Origin of the sequence: Rhodococcus sp. 06-470-2 (assembly GCF_002258235.1) — a bacterium.
In the GTDB taxonomy this organism is placed as follows: Bacteria; Actinomycetota; Actinomycetes; order Mycobacteriales; family Mycobacteriaceae; genus Rhodococcoides.
This window is the reverse complement of record NZ_NOYB01000047.1, coordinates 87,313-109,139: the sequence shown is the minus strand read 5'-3', so window position 1 is coordinate 109,139 and position 21,827 is coordinate 87,313. Positions and strand designations below refer to the sequence as shown.

The following is a 21,827-nucleotide window of genomic DNA, read 5'->3' as shown; positions in this document are numbered from 1 at the left end:
TCGTTCACGCGGTGGTCGGCGTTGCAGTTGGCCTCAGCCTATCGGTCGGCCCGTCCCGATCGGTTCAGGCAGACGGTGCACCGGGATCCCGTCCTGCATCGCCTCGTGGCGGTCACCGTCGACCGAAACGACGGCGACGAGATCCTCCCGATCGTCGGATGCCGACTCTTCGAGGGCAGCGATCGCTGCTGCGGTGAGGAACGCGTGCGTCGCCCATTCCGCGGACACGATCTCGGCGGCGTCCTCGGCCGACTGCGCCTGATCGAGGATCAGGGCCGCACCTGCCGTCACCGCGACCACTCCGGCCAGCACCGCCGCAGCGGTGTCGAAACGAGCGGGAACCGCGAGCCGCGAATCGTATTCGACCGACCACTCGGTGACGGCTCTCGCCGCCAGTGCCGCGAGGGTTCCGTGATCGACGACGGTTCCGTCGTTCCCGACCAGGGCCGGACTGTCGGGCCCGAGAACCGCGGTCCGATCGGTGTAGGTCACCGGTCGCGGGGAATGGGCGGCGATCGCATCGACGATGTCGGTGCGGCCGAGTGGGACGACCGTCATCGACCCGGCCCATGCCGGTACGTCGTCTTCGTCGACGACCGCAACCGTCGCGCCCGTCGGCTCGACCGACGCGGTCGTACCGTCCGAATCTGCCGGATCGACGGGAACGAGGGCCGCTCCCGCTTTCGCGACCGCCCAACGCGTCGCGACGGCCTGAACCCCGTCCACGATGGCGACGGCGACGACGACGCCCGGCCCGACGCCGTGGTCGATCAGGAGGCGGGCCAGACGCGACGACTGCTCGTCGAGCTCACGGTAGGTCGTCTCGGCACCGCCCGTGGACAGTGCGGGCGCATCGGGATCGGTGTCGACCGCGGTGGTGAGCACCTGGGGCAGTGTCAGATCCGATCGAACCGGTGCCGAACCGGTATCCGTGGTCTCTCGCGCGTCGGACAGCACCGCTCGTTCGGCGGCATCGAGTACGTCGATGTCTCCGACGATCGCAGACGGTGTTGCCGCCACGGCCTCGGCGATACGAGTGAATCGGGCTGCCAGCGATGCCACGGTGGACTCGTCGAAGATGTCGGCGGCGTACACCCACTCCACGATCAGGGTTCCGGTCCCCGACTCCCCTTCGGCGTGCTGTGTCTCCACCGTCACCTGCAGATCGAACTTCGCCGTCGGCTCGAAGCCGCTCACGGGTTCGACCACCAGGTTCGGCAGCTCGAAGCGCGCATCGCCGTGCGGTTCGACCGACAGGACGGTCTGGAACAGCGGGGTGTACCCGGCATGTCGGTCCGGGGCGATGGCGTCGACCACTCGCTCGAACGGCACGTCGGAGTTGGCGAACGCCCGAAGGTCGTTCTCGCGCAGCGTGTTCAACAGTTCTGCGAAGGTGGCGTCCGGGTCGACGTTCGTCCGCAACGCCAGTGTGTTGACGAACATCCCGACGAGCCCGTCGAGTTGTTCGTGCCCGCGGCCGGCGATGGGTGTGCCGACCGCGAAGTCGCGCGAGCCACTCATTCTCGACAACAACACGCCGAGTACCGCGTGCAGCACCATGAACAGGGTGGCGTTGTTCTCGCGCGCGATGGCGACGAGCCCGGAGTGGGTCGATTCGTCGAGCTGGGTACTCAATCCGGCCCCGCGCAGTGTCGCGGTGGCAGGCCGAGGTCGGTCCCACGGCAGCGACACGACCGGAGTGATGCCGGCCAGTTCGTCCGCCCAGAATGCCAACTGCTCGGACAGTATCGAGCTGGGATCGCTGTCCGATCCCAGGACCTGACGTTGCCACACGGCGAAGTCGGCGTACTGCACCGTCAGCGGTTCGGGAGTGTAGGCATTTCCCGAGGCTGCAGCGAGGTAAGCGGTCATGACGTCGCGGGCCAGGGGCGTCATGGACGCGCCGTCCCCACTGATGTGGTGCATGACGATGACGAACACGTGCTCGTCCGGGCCGGTGCGGAACAGGGCTCCGCGGATCGGTGGTGCCGCGGTGACATCGAAGCCGCCGTGGATCATCGCGCGAACACGATCGGCGGTGTCGGCATCGCTCGGCGCATCGACGGGCGTCAGGTCGGGAACGACACCCTCGACGTCCATGATCTCCTGGTAGGGCGAACCATCGGTGTCCTCCGGATACCGGGTACGAAGCGACTCGTGGCGTTCCACCGTCGAGGTCACCGCAGCCTGCAGTGCAGCGACGTCCAGTTCACCTCGAAGACGCAGGGCCAACGGCATGTTGTACGCCCCGGAATCGGGGTCCAGTCGGTTGAGTACCCACATGCGCTGCTGGGCGAGCGAGAGCGGAACCCGTCCGCCGGGTGCCCGTCGCCGCAACGGCACGTCGTTCGCGTCGTCGATACGCGATTCGGCCCGAGCTGCGAGCGCGGCAACGGTCGAGGCCTCGAACAGATCTCTGACACCGACCTTCTTGCCGAGCGCCGCGGCGACGCGTGCGGCGACCCGGGTCGCGATGAGCGAGTTGCCGCCGAGATCGAAGAAGTCGTCGTCCGATCCGACGCGCTCCACGCCGAGCAGTTCGGCGTAGATCTGCGCGATCGTCTCCTCGACGGCAGTTGCGGGAGCGCGGAACGTCTTGACCTCGAACACTGGTTGCGGCAATGCTTTTCGGTCCAGCTTGCCACTGGTGTTGAGCGGGAACTCCGAGAGCACCATCACCGTGGACGGCACCATGTATGCCGGCAGTGCACCGCCGACGAACGTGCGCACCTCGGCCGGGTCCAGCGTTCGGTCCGGCCCGGGAACGACGTAGCCCACGAGCTGATCTCCGGCACCTGTCGTCGCGACCACCGCGGTGGCCTGATTGACGTCGGGATGAGTCAACAGCGCGGTCTCGATCTCGCCGAGTTCTATACGCTGGCCACGGAACTTGACCTGGAAGTCGGTGCGTCCGATGTACTCGAGCACCCCGACCGTGTCCTGGCCCGGACGCCATCTGACCAGGTCACCGGTGCGGTACATCCGGTCACCGTTGGTGGCGAACGGGTTGGCCACGAACCGGTCCATCGTCAGGTCGACGCGGCCGAGATAGCCGTCGGCGAGCTGGGTGCCCGCCAGATACAGCTCACCCGCGGTTCCTGCTGCCACCGGGTGCAGTCGCCCGTCGAGAACGTAGGCCTGGGTGTTCCACTCCGGCGCACCGATCGGAACCGTCGAGACATCCCCCGGCCTGGTCTCCCAGAACGTCACCGTCACCGCGGCTTCGGTCGGCCCGTACAGGTTGTGAATGCCGGCCGAGCTGATCGCTCGGAAATCGGTCACCGTTTCCGGCGGTAGCGCTTCGCCGACCACGAACACGTGCCGAAGCGAACGGCACTGTTCCGCTGTGGCGTACGCGGCGAACACCGTGAGCATCGACGGTACGAAATCGGTGATGGTCACGCCGTGCCGAGCGATCCGATCGGCGACGTACGCGGGATCGCGATGGCCGTCCGGTGTGGCCAGAACAACCGTTGCACCGACCCAGAGCGGTAGGAAGAATCCCCACAGCGACACGTCGAATGTCGTTGCAGTCTTCTGCATGTAGACATCGTTCGCGTCGAGCGAATACTGCTGCACCATCCAGGCCATCTCGTTGACGACGGCTCGGTGCGACACCGCAACGCCCTTGGGTCGTCCCGTCGATCCCGAGGTGAAGATGACGTAGGCGGTGTTTCCCGGGCGCACCGGTGCCAGTCGATCGGCGTCGGTCAACGCACCGGTCGCGTGAACGGTGAGGTCGAGAGTGTCGAGTTCGAGAATCGGGAAACGCTCGGGTAGACCCGCCCGATCACCACTGGTGGAGAGGACGACGACCGGCTCCGCGGTGTCGAGGATGTACTCGATTCGATCCGAGGGGTGGTCCGGATCGATGGGCACGTAGGCACCACCGGCTTCGAGGACGGCATAGATGCCGACCATGAGGTCGATCCCGCGCCGCATTCCGAGTGCGACGAGCGATTGCGGCCCGACACCGAGAGACACCAGGTGTCGCGCGAGGCAATTGACTCGATCCGAGAACTCCGCATACGTGACGGTCGTGTCCTCGAACACCACTGCCGGCGCATCCGGATTCGCGACCACTCGGGCCCGGAACTGCTCGGTCAGCATGACGCCTGCGTCGACCTCGTGCGCGGTGTCGTTCCAGGTCTCGATCACGCGGGTTCGTTCTCGAGCCCCGAGTAGATCGATGTCGCCGACCGCGACCGTGGTGTCGGATACGAAGGTCTCGAGTATGCCGACCAGGCGTGCCAGCACGGAGTCGATGTACGCGGGATCGAACAGATCACTGATGTACTTGAGCGTGAACGAGATTCGGTCCTCGGCCACGACGAGCAGCGTCAGCGGGTAGTGGGTGTTGTCGTTGGAGCTCACGCCTTCGACGGTCATGCCGTCGATGGCCGCGGCCTGTTGCGTCAGTTGCGCTTCGTCCACCGGGTAGGACTCGAAGATGGTCAGCGTGTCGAACAGATTGCCGACGCCGATCGCCCGCTGGATGTCGACCAGCCCCATGTGGTGATGGTCGAGAAGATCTGCTTGTTCACCCTGGATCCGGCCGAGGTACGACTCCACCGTCTCCGCCGGGTCGAATCGCACTCGGACCGGAATGGTGTTGATGAACAGCCCGATCATCGACTCCACGCCCGGCAGACCTGCGGGGCGACCGGAAACCGTCGCACCGAACACGACGTCGGTTCGTCCGGTGATGTGAGCGACCAGCAGACCGTACGCCGCCTGCACCAGAGTGTTGACGGTGACGCCGAGCCTGCCACCGAGCGCTACGAGCGCCGCGGTGGTCTCGACATCGGTCGACGACTCCGCCTCGGCCGATCTCGACGAGATCTCTCGTCCGACACTCGGCGGAGCGACGAAGGTCGGTTCCTCGACACCGTCCAGTGCCCGAGTCCACGCGCTCAGAGACGCAGCCGGGTCCTGTTGATCGAGCCACGCCAGGTACGAGCGATACGTCCGCACCCGAGGCAGCGACTCGGTGGAGCTCTGCGCCGCGTACAGGTACAACAGTTCCTTCATCACCAGCGGCAACGACCATCCGTCGAGCAACACGTGATGATTGGTCATCGCGAGCTTGTACGTGGACGGCGTGATCCTGACGAGCAGGAATCGCAACAGCGGCGCGGTGGAGACATCGAAGTGTCGACGCTGATCCGCGGCCAGAGCGTCGGCCACGGCAGCGTCGCGTTCGGGTCCGTCGAGATGGGACAGATCGATCGTGTTCCAGGGCAGCCGAACATTCCGCTGGACGATCTGCACCGTCTCGCCGTCCGCGGTCGCGGTGAAGGACGTCCGTAGATTGTCGTACCGGTCCAGGAGTGTCTGCGCCGCGCGGTGCAGGCGATCGTCGTCGACGTCACCGGCGAGGTCGAGCACCACCTGCATCGTGTAGACGTCGATCGACGCGTCCGCGAACAGTGCGTGGAAGAGCAGTCCCTGCTGCAGCGGCGACAGAGACCAGATGTCCGTCAGCTCCGGGTACCGCGCCTCGAAGGACGAGATGTCGGGTTGTGAGAGCCGAACCAGCGGCACGTCCGACGGCGTCAGGCCACCCGAGCCGGGGGCCTCGGCATGCGCTGCGAGCGCGGTCAACGCGTCCGACCACAGCTGTGCGAGCCGCTCGACGGTCGCCTCGGTCACCGCTCCGGTCGGGAATGCGAACGACGCACTCAGTACGCCGCCGTCGTCGGTGTCGAGGACGATGGCATTGATGTCGACGGTCTTGTTGGCTGCCATGTCGGCGTCACCGGCCGCCGACAGCTCGTTGTCCGCTGCGGGTAGCCATCCGAGCGACTTCATCTCGTCCGGCACCTCGCCGGTGTTGACGCGTCCGAGGTAGTTGAAGCTGATCTGGCCGGTGCCGAGTTCGGAGAGCTCCGCTGCGGTCTCGGGGTTGAGGTACCGCAACAGTCCCCAGCCCATTCCTCGCTCGGGCAGCTCCAGCATCTGCTCCTTGACCGCCTTGACCGCCTCGCTCAATTGCCGGCCACCGGCGAATGCGGCATCGACGTCGATACCGGTGAGGTCGAGGCGCACCGGGAACAGGCTGGTCAGCCAGCCGACGGTGCGTCCCAGATCGGCTCCCGGCACCACTGCTTCCTCGCGGCCGTGCCCTTCGAGCTGCACCAGCGTGGCCGGTGCCGACATTCCGTGCTCCGCACGCAGTTTCGTGACCGCGAGCGCCAACCCGGCGAGCAACCCGTCGGCGACGCCACCGCGGAAGATCTCCGGCACGGTCGTCAACAGACTGCGGGTCACCTCGGGTGTCAGTTCGACATCGACCCTGTCGAGGGTGGCAACGACGTCGAGTGCAGGATCGAAGGGACGCTCGCCGAGAACGGGGTCCTCGGTGTCGGCGATCCGACGCCACATCGGCAGTTCCGCCAGGCGCGCCTGGCTCGAGGCCGCATCGACCAACGCATGCGTCCACCGCCGCATCGACGTTCCCACCTCGGGAAGAGCCGGGTTCGCTCCCGCGGACAACTGTGCCCACGCGGAGACGAAGTCGGGGATCAGGATTCGCCAGGACACTCCGTCGATCACGAGGTGATGGGCGATGACGGAGAGCGTGCCTGCTTCGGTGGGACCGTGATCGACCCACACGAAGGCCAGCATGCGCCCGGCCTCGGGGTCGAGGGTTCCGACAGCGGAATCGAATGCCGTTGCAGCGGAATCCGTGTCGGCCACAGTCAGCAATGAGCCCGCGTCGACACTCCCCGGTGCCGCAGCGTCGAGCCCCCACCCACGGTCGTCGTGGACCAGGGTGGAGCGCACCACGTCGTGTCGATCGATCACGGCGTTCAGCGTCGCGAGAATTCCGGCTCGGTCTATGCCGATCGGCAGTTCGAGCGTGACGGCCTGGTGGAAGCGCGACCGGCCCCCACTGCGCTCCATCAGTGCGGCACCGAACGGCGGCAACGGCATCCAGCCGATTCCACCGCCGTCGAGTTCCTCGAGCACGACCGCGTCGCTGCCTTCGCCGACGGTCACCGCGATCTCGGCGAGACCCGCGACGGTCTTGCGCTCGAACACATCTCGTGGCCCGAATTGGATTCCCCGCGCCTTCGCGCGGGAGACCAGCTGGATGGAGACGATACTGTCGCCCCCGAGCGCGAAGAACGAATCGTCGACGCCGACGGTGTCGAGCCCGAGCACGTCCGCGAAGACCTCCGCGATGATGCGTTCGGTATCGGTACTGGCGGTGCGGTATTCGGCGTCGCGTCCGAACTCCGGTTCCGGTAGTGCTCGTCGGTCGAGCTTGCCGTTCGGGCCGAGCGGCAAGGCGTCGAGAGTCACGAGACCGGCGGGAACCATGTACTCGGGCACCGATGCGGCGACGGCAGCGGTGACCGCGTCGGCGTCGATCGTCGCCCCGGCAGCGGGCACGAGGTAGCCCACCAGGATTTCACCGGCCGACGGCGTCCGACGCACGAGGACCACCGCCTGGTCGACGGACGGGTGTGCCGTCAGCGCGGCCTCGATCTCGCCCAGCTCTATCCGCAGTCCGCGCAGCTTGACCTGGAAGTCGGTGCGACCGAGGTATTCGAGCTCACCGTCGGCGGTCCACCGAACCAGGTCTCCGGTGCGGTACATCCTCGACCCGGCAGTGCCGTGCGGGTCGGCGACGAACCGGTCTGCGGTGAGGTCCGCCCGCCCCAGATATCCACGGGCGAGTTGAACCCCGGCGAGATACAGCTCCCCGGGTACCCCGACCGGAACCGGGTGCAGGCGTGCATCGAGCACGGTGACTCGGGTGTTCCAGACCGGAGCGCCGATGGGGACCGACGCGACGTCGGCCGGCACCACGCGGTGGTATGTCACGTCGACTGCGGCCTCGGTCGGGCCGTACAGGTTGTGCAGCTCGGTGGTCGGCAGTGCAGCGCGCAGGGCCGAGGCGACCGAGGCAGGCAGCGCCTCGCCGGAGGCGAAGACCGCACGCAAACCGGTGCAGTTCGAGACGCCGTCGGCGGCGGCGAACACCGCGAGCAGCGAGGGCACGAAGTGGGCAACGGTGATACCGCGTTCGGCGACGGTGTTCACCAGGTAGATCGGATCCCGATGACCGTCGGGTTCGGCGATCACGAGCTCGGCACCGATCTGCAACGGCCAGAACAGCTCCCACACCGACACGTCGAACGTGACCGGCGTCTTCTGCAACACCTTGTCGCTCTCGGTGAGTGAGTACTCCGCCTGCATCCACAGCAATCGGTTGACGATCGACTCGTGGCTCACCGCGACACCCTTGGGGCGACCGGTCGATCCGGACGTGAAGATGACGTAGGCGATGTCGGCGGGCCGCAGCGGTGCGATCCGCTCGGCGTCGGTCATCGGCGCAGCGGACACACCTGTGGTATCGACGGCGTCGACCAGGATTCGGGTGACATCGGATCGGAGTCCAGCGCCGTCTCGCTCGGTCGTGAGCAGGACCACCGGTGCTGCGGTGTCGAGGATGTACCCGATTCGTTCGGAGGGCAGATCCGGATCGACCGGAACGTAGGCACCACCGGCGGTGAGCACCGCATAGATGCCCACCAGCATGTCGACCGATCGCCGCATGGCGGTCGCCACGACGGTTTCCGGGCCCACCCCTTCCGAGACGAGAACTCGCGCCAGTGCATTCACGCGGTCCGAGAACTCGCGATAGCTCACCCGTTCGTCGCCGAAGCTCGTCGCGATGTTCTCCGGGCTCGCCGCAACCCGGGACTCGAACAGAGACACCAGCGTCGCCGCGGCATGCACCTCGTGCCCGGTCGCGTTCCACTCCTCCAGGACGCGCGAGCGCTCACCGTCCTCGAGAATGTCGACGTCACCGACCACGCGATCCGGGTCGTCGACGAGAGTGCCGAGAACGCGCACCAGGCGACGCGCGAGCGAACTCATGGTCGACTCGTCGAACAGATCTGTGGCGTAATCGAATTGGACGTCGATACCGGCGGGAGCGCCGGATTCGTCGACGTTCTCCCACAGTGTGACCTGCAGATCGAACTTGGCGAACGCGCTGCCGAGGTCTATTCCCTCGACAACGAGCTCGGGCAGCGTCAACGTCTGCCGTTCGAGGTTCTGGAAGGTCAGCATGACCTGGAAGATCGGATGCCTGGCCTGAGACCTGTCCGGTGCCAGCTCGTCGACGAGCCGCTCGAACGGCACGTCGGCATGCCCGAAGGCACCGAGATCGGCGTCTCGGACGAGCGCCAGTTGCTCGCGCAACGACGCAGCCGCGTTCACCCCGGTCCGCAGCGCGAGCGTGTTGACGAACATGCCGACGAGTCCGTCCAGATCGGCGTCGCCTCGGCCTGCCACCGGGGTTCCGATCGTGACGTCGTCGGTTCCCGCCATCGCCGACAGCAACACGGCCAGGGCGGTGTGCACCACCATGAAGTCGGTCGCATTGGCGGATCGAGCGAGGCGGGCGATGTTCGACTGCAGGGCCGCATCGATCGAGAAGTTGTACGCCGCACCACGATAGGACGCAACGGCGGGCCGTGGACGGTCGGTGGCCAGATCGAGCTGCGCCGGCGCTCCCGCGAGGACCGCCGTCCAGTACGCCAACTGAGCTGCCAGTGGCGACTCGGGGTCGTCCGCCGAACCGAGGACGTCCCGCTGCCACAGGGTGTAGTCCGCGTACTGCACGGCAAGTGGTGCCCACTGCGGACTCTCTCCCGCTACGCGGGCGGTGTAGGCGAGCATCACGTCACGGGTCAGCGGCCCCATCGAGAATCCGTCCGCGGCGATGTGGTGCGCCACGAACGCCAGTACGTACTCGGACTCGCTCAGCCGCAGAATCCGGACCCGAACCGGAACGGCACGGGTCACGTCGAATCCGGCCGAGACGAAGGTTCGCAGGACCTGCTCCACGGAGCCGGCATCGACGTCGTCGACGGCCACCGTCACGCCCGCCTCGGCGGTACCGAGAACCACCTGACTGCCTCGTCCGTCGACCTCCGGGTAGACGGTGCGCAGAATTTCGTGGCGTGCGATCACATCGAGGACGGCACTCGACAGAGCATCGGCATCGATATTGCCGGACAACCGAATTGCCACCGGAATGTTGTTCACGGCAGAGGTCGGATCGAACTGGCTCAGGAACCACATGCGCTGCTGCGCCATCGACAGCGGAACCACGTCGGGCCGCGGACGTGCCGTGAGGGCCCGTCGCGCACCGGTGCCCACCTTGGATTCGACGGCACGGGCGAGCGAGAGAACGGTCGGCGACTCGAATATCGATCGCACCGGCACCTGAGTGTCGAGCGCGGCTCCCAGTCGGGAGACCACCTGGGTCGCGATCAGCGAGTTGCCGCCGAGCGCGAAGAAGTCGTCGTCCAGACCGACGCGTTCCACCGAGAGCACCTCGGCGAACACCGTCGCCACTGCCTCTTCGACCGGGTTGGTCGGTGCACGGAACTGTACGGTCTCGAACTGCTGCTCCGGCAACGCTTTTCGGTCCAGCTTCCCGTTGGCGTTGCGAGGCAATGCATCGAGGATCACGAAAGCCGACGGAACCATGTACGACGGCAGCCGGCCGGACAGAGCCGAGCGCAGCCCGTCGGGGTCCACCGTGGCACCGGCAGCGGGCACGACGTAGGCCACGAGCCGGGCGCCGAGTCCGGTGTCGTCGAGTGCAAGCACCGCAACGTCGCCGACCTCGCTCAGCGACCCCAGTGCAGCATCGATGTCACCGAGTTCGATGCGGAATCCACGGATCTTGACCTGGAAGTCGGTTCGGCCGACGTACTCGAGTTGGCCGTCCTTGCGCCAGGTGACGAGGTCGCCGGTGCGGTACAGCCGTCCGCCCGGAGTGAACGGGTCGGCCACGAAGCGCTCCGCGGTCAGGTCCGGCCGAGCGACGTAGCCCTCGGCCAGCTGCACGCCCGCGAGATAGAGCTCGCCTGCCACGCCAACCGGTACCGGTGCCAGGCGCGAGTCCAGGACGTAGACCCGGGTGTTCCATTCGGGTCCACCGATGGGTACGGAGGTGCCGGTCGTCCGGGCGACGCGATGTGCGGTCACCGACACAGCGGCTTCCGTCGGGCCGTACAGGTTGTCCAGTCGCGCGGTGGAGGCACGCAGTGCGCGGTCTGCGGTCGCCACCGGAAGCGCCTCACCGATCGCCAGGATCCTCTTCAGACTCTTGGGAAGTGATCCCGCCGACGCGGCGACGAGGGCGTCGAGCACGGAGGGCACGGTGTGCAGCGTGGTGACCGATCGTTCGGCGATCAGGTCCACCAGATAGGCCGCATCACCCTGTGCACCGGCCTCGGCGATCACGACGGCACCGCCGGAGATCGTCGCCACCCAGAATTCCCAGACGGACAGGTCGAACGTCGCTGCGGTCTTGAGCAGCACCCGGTCGGTGCTGTCGATTCCGTAATGCTCTGCCTGCCAGAGCAACTGGTTGACGATCGCGCGGTGGCTCACCGCGACGCCCTTGGGTCGACCGGTCGATCCGGACGTGAAGATGACGTACGCGGTGTTGGCGGCGCGCAGCGGAGCGATGCGCTCGGCGTCGGTGACGGGCGCATCGGACAACGCCGCATCCGAATCGTGCAGCCTGGGGTCGGTGTCGATCGACACGACCGGCACCGTTGCGGTGTCGATGTCGACACCGGCGGTGCTGAGCACCAGCGCCGGAGCGGCGACCTCGAGGATGTAGGTGTTCCGCTCCGCGGGCTGATCGGGGTCGATCGGCACATACGCGCCGCCGGCCTTGGTGACTGCGTACATGGCCACCAGCAACTCGACGGACCTGCGGATCGCCAGGGCCACGGTCACCTGGGGGCCGACCCCCGAAGCGATCAAGACCCGCGCAAGCCGGTTGATCCGTGCGTCGAACTCACGGTAGGTCAGCGATTGCCGCGCGTCGATCAGCGCGATCGCGTCGGGGTCCGCCTGCACCCGACGGTCGAACAGTGCCGCCAGGGTCGGATCGGAGTCGACCGGATGCGCGGTGTCGTTCCATTCGTGCACGATGGTGTTGCGTTCGGTCGCAGTGAGGACATCGAGATCCCCGACGACGACCGAGGGGTCGTTCGCCACGGCCCGCAGCACCTCGACGAATCGCTCGACGAAACCGTCGATGGTCGATCGGTCGAACAGGTCTGTGGCGTAACTGAATTCGGCCGCCAACTCGGCCGGTGAACCGTCCGATTCGTACTGGTCCGATATCGACAGCTGCAGATCGGTCTTGGCCGTCGTCGTGTCGGCGTCGACCGCACTGACCGTCAGCCCGGGGAGCTCGAACGTCGAATCGGCGAGGTTCTGGAAACTCAGGCCGATCTGGAACAACGGGTTGCGGGCGGTCGAACGGACCGGGTTGAGCACCTCGACGAGGCGCTCGAACGGCACGTCCGCATGCGCGAATGCGGACAGGTCACGCTCGCGCGACTGCGCGAGCAGCTCCTCGAACGTCATCGACGGCTCGACCGTCGACCGGAACACCAACGTGTTGACGAACATTCCGATCATGGGATCGAGGGCACGCTCGCCGCGGCCGGCGATGGGGCTGCCGATGGCGATGTCCTCGGAACCGGAGAGCTTGGCCAGGAACACCGCGAACGCCGAGTGCACGACCATGAACAGCGTGGACCGATGTGCGCGTGCAAGTTCGGCGAGACCCTCGTGCAGTCCCGCGTCGACGGTGAAACGCACCGTGTCGCCACGGAAGCTCTGGCTCGGCGGGCGTGGGCGATCGGCGGGAAGCGCCAGCTGATCCGGCAGCTCGGCCAGAGCCTGCTTCCAGAACGAAACCTGCCGGGCGGCAAGTGAATCGGGATCGGATTCGGAACCGAGCACGTCACGCTGCCACAAGGCGAAGTCGACGTACTGCACGGGGAGCGGTTCCCAGTCCGGTGCGCTACCGGTCGAGCGCGCGGTGTACGCAGTCATGATGTCCACTGCCAACGGGCCCATCGAGGCACCGTCCGCCGAGACGTGGTGGACGACGAATGCCAGAACGTACTCGGCATCGGCGACGCGGAACAGTCGGGCATCGACCGGCACCTCGGCGGTGACGTCGAAGCCGCGTCGGAAGAATTCCCCGACGACCGCCGCGACATCGTCCTGCTCACCGGCGGACAGGTCGCGGACGGTCAGGTCCAGGGAGACCTCGGCGGCCGGAAGTACCTGCTGGTACGGGCCTTCGGGCGAATCGGGGTACTGCGTCCGCAGCGATTCGTGACGTTCGAGAACGTCGAGAACGGCCGAGTGCAACGCCGCGACGTCGAGGTCACCCGACAGCCGCACCGCGAACGGGATGTTGTCCACCGACGACGTGGTGTCGAACCGGTTCAGGAACCAGTAGCGCTGCTGGGCCGACGACAGCGGCGGGCGTTCCGGACGCGGTCTCGGTGCCAGTGTCGCCCTGGAACCGGATCCGACGGCTGTCTCCACGTGCGCCGCCAGCGCCGCAACGGTCGGGCTCTCGAAGAGGGCCCGTACCGGCACCACGGTGTCCAGAGCCGCGCCGAGCCGCGAGACGACCTGCGTTGCGATCAGCGAGTTTCCGCCGAGTGCGAAGAAGTCGTCGTCGAGCCCCACCCGGTCGATACCGAGCACACCGGCGAACACATCCGCGACGGTCTCCTCGACCGCGGTGGTGGGTGCCCTGAACCGACCGGCCTCGAACACCGGGGCAGGTAGTGCGGTCCGGTCGAGCTTGCCGACCGGGGTCAGCGGGATCGCATCGAGAACCACGATGGACGCCGGAATCATGTACCCCGGCAGCGACTTTCCGACGAAGGCGGCGAGTTCCTCGACATCGATCACGCTGCCGCGCACGGGCAGAACGTAGGACACGAGAGTCGTGACGCCGGAGGGAAGCAGATGACCCACCGTCACTGCGAAATCGACGCTGGGATCGGCGGCGAGCGCCGAGTCGATCTCGCCGAGCTCGATACGGAATCCGCGCACCTTCACCTGGAAATCGGTACGTCCCACGAACTGCAGCTGCAGATCGTCCGTCCACCGCACCACGTCGCCGGTGCGGTACATCCGTGCGCCGTCGATGCCGTACGGGTTGGCCACGAAGCGCTCGGAAGACAGACCGGGCCTACCGAGATAGCCGCGAGCGAGCGCACCGCCCGACAGATAGAGGTCACCCGCGACACCGGTCGGAACCGGTTCGAGTCGGGAATCGAGGATGAGCACGGACATGCCGTGGATGGGTCGACCGATGGTGATCGGTGCGCCGGGCGTCAACTCGGCGAAGCTCGAGATGATCGTCGTCTCGGTCGGCCCGTATCCGTTGAAGTACTTTCGGCCCGGTGCCCATCGGGCGAGCAGTTCGGGAGTGGTCACATCGCCGCCGACCGAGAGCACTTCGAGCGAGTCGATACCGTGCGGATCCATCGTGCCCAGAACTGCCGGGGTGATGATGGTGTGGGTGACCTTCTCCGCCTTCAGCAGTTCGGACAGCTCGGTGCCGCCGAGAATCGATGCCGGTACGACCACCAACGTCGCGCCGACGGAGAACGCTGCCATCCACTCCAGGACCGAAGGATCGAAGTTGGGCGAGCAGACGTGCAGGAACCTCGAGGCCGGCTTCAGGTGGTACAGGTCGGTTGCTGCATCGAGAACACCGCCGAGTCCGGCGTGTGTGACGACGACGCCCTTCGGCTTACCCGTCGAGCCGGAGGTGTAGATGACGTAGGCCGGGTTCTGGAACGTGACGGGCCGCAGTCGGTCGGCGTCGGTGACCGGCTCGGCGGACCGCGTGCGGACCTCGGCCACGAACTCGTCGTCGTCGAGGCTCGACCACGGAAGACTCGGGTGTCCGGCGGACAGCGCATCCGAATGCGCGCTGGTGGTCAGACCGAGCATGGCACCGGAGTCGGCGATCATGTGCCCGATTCGGTCCTCCGGATACGTGGGATCGACGGGCAGGTGGGCCGCACCCGACTTCGCCACTGCCCACACCGCCAGCACCATGAGGTAGGAGCGTTGAAATGCCAGTGCCACAACGGATTCGGGGCCCGCACCGCGTTCGATGAGAACGCGGGCGAGCTGGGAGGAGGTCGCGTCGAGTTCGGCGTAGGAGATCGATCGTCCCTCGTACCTGATGGCCACGGCCGACGGATCGAGGGCGGCTCCGGCCGTGAGTATCTCGGCCAGGGTGCCGCCGGCCAGCACGTCGTCACCGTGCACGTGTGTGAGGCGGTCGTACTCGTCGTCGTAGAGAATCGACAGGTCGCCGACCGGAACGTCCGGTGTGGTGGCAACCGCGTCGAGCAACCACCGGAATCGGCGCGAGAACACTTCGATCGTCTTCTCGTCGAACAGATCCCGCGCATAGACGAAGCTGGCCGCGAGACCGGCTCCACCGGGCTTCTCGTGCAGGGTCAACGACAGGTCGAACTTGGCGGTGTCGACCTCGACGTCCACGGCGGAGACCGTGAGTCCCGGAAGCTCGAAGTGGCTCGGCGGGAGGTTCTCGAAGGCGATCGCCACCTGGAACAGCGGATGACGCGCCGTCGACCGTTCGGGCTCGAGCAGATCGACCAGTCGCTCGAACGGGATGTCCGCGTGCGCGAACGCCTCGAGGTCCACGTCACGGATCTGTGCCAGCAGTTCGGTGAATCCTCGGCTTCGGTCGACCTTCGTGCGCAGCACCAACGTGTTGACGAACATGCCGATCACGTCGTCGAGTACTGCCTCGCCTCGTCCGGCCACGGCCGTACCGACGGCGACGTCGTCGGAGGTCGACATCCGCGCCAGGAACAGGGCGAGGGCACCGTGGACGACCATGAACAACGTGGTTCCGGTCGACTTGGCCAGCTCGGTCAGCGACTCGTGCACCTCGGCATCGATGTCGAACTGGAATCGCCCGCCCTCGTACGACTGCACCGCCGGACGGGGCCGGTCGTACGGCAAGGTCAGCTCGCTCGGCAGATCCGCCAGTGCAGTACGCCAGTAGTCGGCCTGCGTTGCCATCAGGCTGCCCGGTTCGGTGTCGTCTCCGAGAACGTCACGCTGCCATACGGCGAAGTCGGCGTACTGCACCGCCAGTGGTGTCCACGCGGGAGAGTCTCCGGCCACTCGGGCCACGTACGCAGTCATGACGTCGCGGGTCAGCGGACCCATCGACCAACCGTCGGCGCTGATGTGGTGTACCACGAACACGAGCACGTACTCGTCGTCCGAGATTCGGAAGAGCTTGGCGCGCAACGGAGCCGACTCCGTCACGTCGAAGCCCTCGGACGCGAAGGCGACGAGGTCGCCGATCACCTGTTCCGCCGAGGAGGCGATCGGGGTCAGGTCCGGTGCGACGGACGCGGCGGACAGGACCACCTGGTGCCCGGTGCCGTCCACGCTCGGGTACACGGTGCGCAGCGCTTCGTGTCGGTCGAGGACATCGGTGACTGCGGACTGCAGCGCGGAGACGTTCAGCGCACCGGAGAGCCGGATGGCCACCGGAATGTTGTTGACGGCGGATTCGGGCTCGAAGCGGTTCAGGAACCACATCCGCTGCTGTGCCAGAGAGAGCGGGATCTGCTCGGGGCGCTCCTGCGGCACCAACGGTGCCGAAGTCCCGTTTCCGACATGGCTTTCCAATGCTGCCGCCAGGGCCGCAACGGTACTGGCCTCGAACATCACGCGGACGGGCACGGTCGTGCGCAACTCGGTACCCAGCCGCGAGGCGACCCGGGTTGCGACGAGCGAGTTTCCGCCGAGGGCGAAGAAGTCGTCGTCGACGCCGATGCGGTCGATGCCGAGAACGGCAGCGAACACCTCGCCGACGATCTCCTCCATGGGATTCGTCGGAGCCCGGTACTCGGTCGCCTGGAAGTGCGGATCCGGCAGCGCTTTTCGGTCGAGCTTGCCACTGGCACCGAGTGGGAACTCGGCCAGTTCGACCAGTGCGGCCGGAACCATGTACTCGGCCAATCGTTCACGCAGCGCCCCGAGGACCTGGCTGTGGTCGACCGGTCCGTCGGCGGGAACGACGTAGCCCACCAGCTGGTCTCGACGGACCAGCACCACCGCTTGCTCGATGCCGGACAGTTCCAGCAATGCCGATTCGATCTCGCCGAGTTCGATACGCAGGCCACGCAGCTTCACCTGGAAGTCCGACCGACCGATGTATTCCAGTTCACCATCGGGGAGCCACCGCACCACGTCACCGGTGCGGTACATCCGAGAACCCCCGGGTCCGAACGGATCCGCGACGAAGCGGTCCGCGGTCAGGTCGGGGCGTCCCACGTAGCCGCGGGCCAGCTGGGTGCCTGCGAGATAGAGCTCGCCGGTCACCCCTGCCGGTACCGGAACCAGGTGCGAGTCGAGTACGTAGACAGAGGTGTTCCACACCGGCGCACCGATGGGCATGACTTCCGAGTCCTCGTCCGTGACCGCGTGATAGGTCACGTCGACCGCAGCCTCGGTGGGGCCGTACAGGTTGTGCAGTGACAGTTGTGGCAGGGCAGCGCGCAACGCATGCGCTGTCGTGGGGGGAAGCGCTTCGCCGGAGGCGAAGACCAGGCGGAGCGATTCGGCAGCGTGCGGTGCGCGCCGAGCTTCGGGTACGAACACCGACATCATCGACGGCACGAAGTGCACCACCGACACATGCTCACGAGCAATCACATCGAGCAGATACAACGCATCCCGATGACCATCCGGAACAGCGATGGCCACCGACGCACCGTTCTGCAACGCCCAGAAGAACTCCCACACCGACACATCGAACGTCGACGGAGTCTTCTGCAACACCACATCCCCGGCGGTCAACCCGTACTCGTGCTGCATCCACAACAACCGATTCACGATCGCCTCGTGCGAAACCCCCACACCCTTCGGACGACCCGTCGAACCCGACGTGAAGATCACGTACGCGAGATTCGACGCCCGCAACGGTGCCGTGCGCTCGGCATCGGACAACGGCAACGGCGACAGACCCGACACATCGACAGTGTCGATGTCGACCGTCTCGACCCCCGCGAACTGCACATGATCACGCGTCGTCGACAACACCCGAACCGGAGCCGCCGTCGCCACGATGTACTCGTTGCGATCCGCCGGCTGCGACGGATCGATCGGCACGTATCCCGCACCGGCCTTCACGATCGCGTACATACCCACGAACAGGTCCAGACTCCGCCCGATCGCGAGCCCCACCAGCGAATCAGGACCAACCCCCACCGACACCAGAAGTCGCGCAAGACGATTCGCACGCCCCGCGAACTCCGCATACGTCAACCGCTCACCCTCGAACACCAACGCCTGCGCATCCGGAGTCTCGGCCACCTGACGATCGAACAGGTCGACCAGCGTTGTGCCCGAATCGATTTCGGACGGCTCTCCGGCACCGAGCGCGAGAACAGACGTACGCTCGGCCGGGTCGATCAGGTGGATGTCACCGATCGTGGCCGTGGGCGAGTCGGTGATCGCTGCCAGAATCCGCTCGAACCGCCGACCGAATTCGGCCATGGTGGATTCGTCGAAGAGGTCGGCGGCGTAGGTCAGCGCCACGGTCAGACCCGACGGCTCGCCTTCTGCGGCAATCGAATTCCACAACGTCACCTGCAGGTCGAACTTCGCCAGATCCGCCTCGTAGTCGAGTGCGGCAACGCGAAGACCCGGGATCTCCACCGAGGTCTGGTCGAGATTCTGGAACGTGAGCATCACCTGGAACAGCGGATGGCGGGCCTGCGACCGCGCCGGAGCCAACGCATCGACCAGCTTCTCGAACGGTACGTCGGCGTGCGAGAACGCCGCGAGGTCGACGCCTCTCACCTCACGCAGGAAGTCCTCGAACGTCGCGTCCGATTCGACGGCGGTGCGCAGAACCAGGGTGTTGACGAACATACCGATGACGTTGTCGAGCACTGCGTCGCCACGTCCGGCCACCGGTGTGCCGATCGAGATGTCCTCGCTGGCAGAGAGTTTGGCGAGCAGAATCGCCAGTGCGGCGTGCACGACCATGAAGGTGGTCGCACCGTGTGCGCGGCCGAGCTTCTCGAGCGAGAGAACCAGGTCTGCATCGATCTCGAACTTGTACGTGCCACCTCGGGTGGTGGCGACGGCAGGACGGGGCCGGTCGGTCGGCAGTTCCAGTTGGTCGGGCGCTCCGCCGAGGCGTCCGCGCCAATATTCCTGCTGAGCCGAGAGCACCGACTCGGGGTCGTCCTCGTTGCCGAGAACCTTTCTCTGCCACAGCGTGAAGTCGGCGTACTGCACCTCGAGCGGAGTCCACTGCGGATCGTGGCCGTTCGAGCGGGCAACGTAGGCCGTCACCACGTCGCGAGTGAGCGGACCCATGGAGAATCCGTCGGCGGCGATGTGGTGGACCACGAACGCGAGCACGTGCTCGGTGTCCGACAACGCGAGCAGCAATGTCCGGAAGGGTAGCTGCACCGACAGGTCGAACGGGCGTAGAGCGAACTCGAGCAGGGTGGCGGGAAGCTCCGCCTCGTCCGCCGCCGAGATCTCCAGTTCGACTGTGGCCGAATCGGATGGGAGTACGTGCTGGTAGCCGACACCGTCGCGGTCCGGGAACACGGTGCGCAGCGACTCGTGCCGATCGAGAACGTCGGCGAGCGCGGCACGCAGCGCCGTGAGGTCGAGTGCACCGGACAGGGTCAGGGCCACCGGGATGTTGTTGACGGCGGATTCGGGCTCGAATCTGTTGAGGAACCACATGCGCTGCTGAGCCAGCGACAGCGGGACGTGGTCGTGATCCGGCTGCGCGGTCAACGGAATGCGGTGGCCGGTCGAATCCGACGCGTCCACGGCCGCGGCGAGTTCGGCAACGGTGGGAGCGTCGAAGAAGGCACGGACGTCGACGGCCGAACCACGTTCGGCGTTGACCCGCGCGATCACGCGGGTGGCGTTGAGGGAGTTGCCGCCGAGTGCGAAGAAGTCGTCGTCGACACCGATGCGTTCGATACCGAGCACGGTCTCGAAGATCGAGACCAACGCGGTCTCGGTCTCGGTGCTCGGTGCTCGGTATTCCTGCACCTGCGATGCGAAATCGGGTGCAGGCAGCGCTTTTCGGTCGAGTTTGCCGCTCGCGTTCAGCGGAAACTCGTCCAGGACGACGAACACCGACGGCACCATGTACTCCGGCATGCGCCGTCGCACGGCGTCCGCGAGGCCGTCGTGATCGAGATCGGGATCGGTGCTGACGACGTATCCGACGAGCTGCTGTTCCGACTGCTCGGACGAATGGAGCAGCACGGCCGCCTGAGTCACCTCGGGCTCGCCGAGCAGCGCCGATTCGATTTCGCCCAGCTCGATGCGCAGGCCGCGCAGCTTCATCTGGAAGTCGGTGCGCCCGATGTACTCGATGAGGCCGTCGCCGCGTCGGCGCACCAGGTCGCCGGTGCGGTACATGCGGTCACCCGGCTCACCGAACGGGTCGGCCACGAACCGGTCGGCGGTCAGGTCGGTGCGTCCGAGGTATCCGCGAGCGAGCTGCACGCCCGCGAGATAGAGCTCACCCTCGACTCCGCGGGGCGATCGCCGCAGTCCTTCGTCGAGCACGTACAGGTCGGTGTCGTCGACGGCGGTGCCGATGGGAACCGAGGCTTCTTCCACCTGTTGGGTTCGGTAGTACGTGACGTCGACGGCCGCTTCCGTCGGCCCGTACAGATTGTGCAGTTCCGCGTTCGAGATGGAGTGGAACGCGTTGACTGTGCGCGCCGGGAGTGCCTCGCCGGAGGCGAACACCATTCGGAGTGAATGGGCCTGCGCAGCAGTGGGTTCGGCGACGTACACCGAGAGCATGGACGGGACGAAGTGCGTCACGCTCACGCTGCGCTCGCCGATGATGCGGGCGAGGTAGGCGGGGTCGCGGTGGCCCTCGGGCTCGGCGATCACGAGCGTGGCACCGATCTGCAACGGCCAGAAGAACTCCCACACCGATACGTCGAACGTGAACGGTGTCTTCTGCAGCACGACGTCGTCGGTGCTCATCGCATATTCGCGCTGACGCCAGGAGATGTTGGCGACGATGGCCCGGTGGCTCACCGCCACGCCCTTCGGACGTCCCGTCGAACCGGAGGTGAAGATGACGTAGGCGAGGTCGTCCTCGGTCAGGGCTCCGCGCCGGTCGGCATCGGTGATCCGCCCTTCCGGCACCTCGGTCAGGTCGACGTCGTCGACGAGAACGGTGACGGTGCCCTCGGGCAACCGAGGCATGTCCGTCGTGGTCGTCAGAACCAGGACCGGGTTCGCGATGTCGAGAACGTACCCGAGTCGATCGACCGGATGATCCGGGTCCAGCGGAACGTATGCTCCGCCTGCTGCGGAGATCGCGTACATGCCCACCAGCAGATCGAACGATCGACGGATCGACAGTCCCACCGCTGAATCGGGGCCGACACCCTGTGCGATCAGTACCCTGGCGAGACGCTCGACGGAAGCGGCGAACTCGGCGTAGGTGCGAGTCTCGTCGCCGAAGACCAGCGCAGGTGCGTCCGGGGTGCGCTCGGCCTGATCGGCGAACAGAGCGTACAGCGTGGTGGCTTCGGGATCGGCAGAACTCGACGTCGAATCGTCGGCACCGAGAACGGACACAGCATCGGTGACGACGGTCGACACGACCGAGTCCAGACCACCTTCGGTGGCCTCGATCAGGCCCGCGAGGGTGTTGGACAGCACGACCGGGACCAGCGCGTCGGGGCCGAGGACGCCTCCCATGGCCGCGTCGAGGGTGGTGATCTCCTCGTCCAGGCGGGCGTAGGTCAATTCCGTACCGAGGTGCGTGAGAGCCACGCGGTCGGGTTCGACCGCTGCAACGCTCCGAACCAAGCGCGGAAGGTCCTCGACCGTCAGAGCTGCATCGCTTCGACGTCCTACCGCCATCTAACTTTTCCTCCTGATCG

At 66.4% G+C, this 21,827-nt stretch carries 1 protein-coding gene; it reads right to left on the bottom strand.

Annotated elements, in window-relative coordinates; translation table 11 throughout:
• Positions 1-33: 33 nt before the first annotated feature.
• Positions 34-21,807, bottom strand: coding sequence for a non-ribosomal peptide synthetase (locus CH276_RS26925; RefSeq protein WP_094689139.1), 21,774 nt, complete (start codon positions 21,805-21,807; stop codon positions 34-36).
• Positions 21,808-21,827 lie beyond the last annotated feature (20 nt).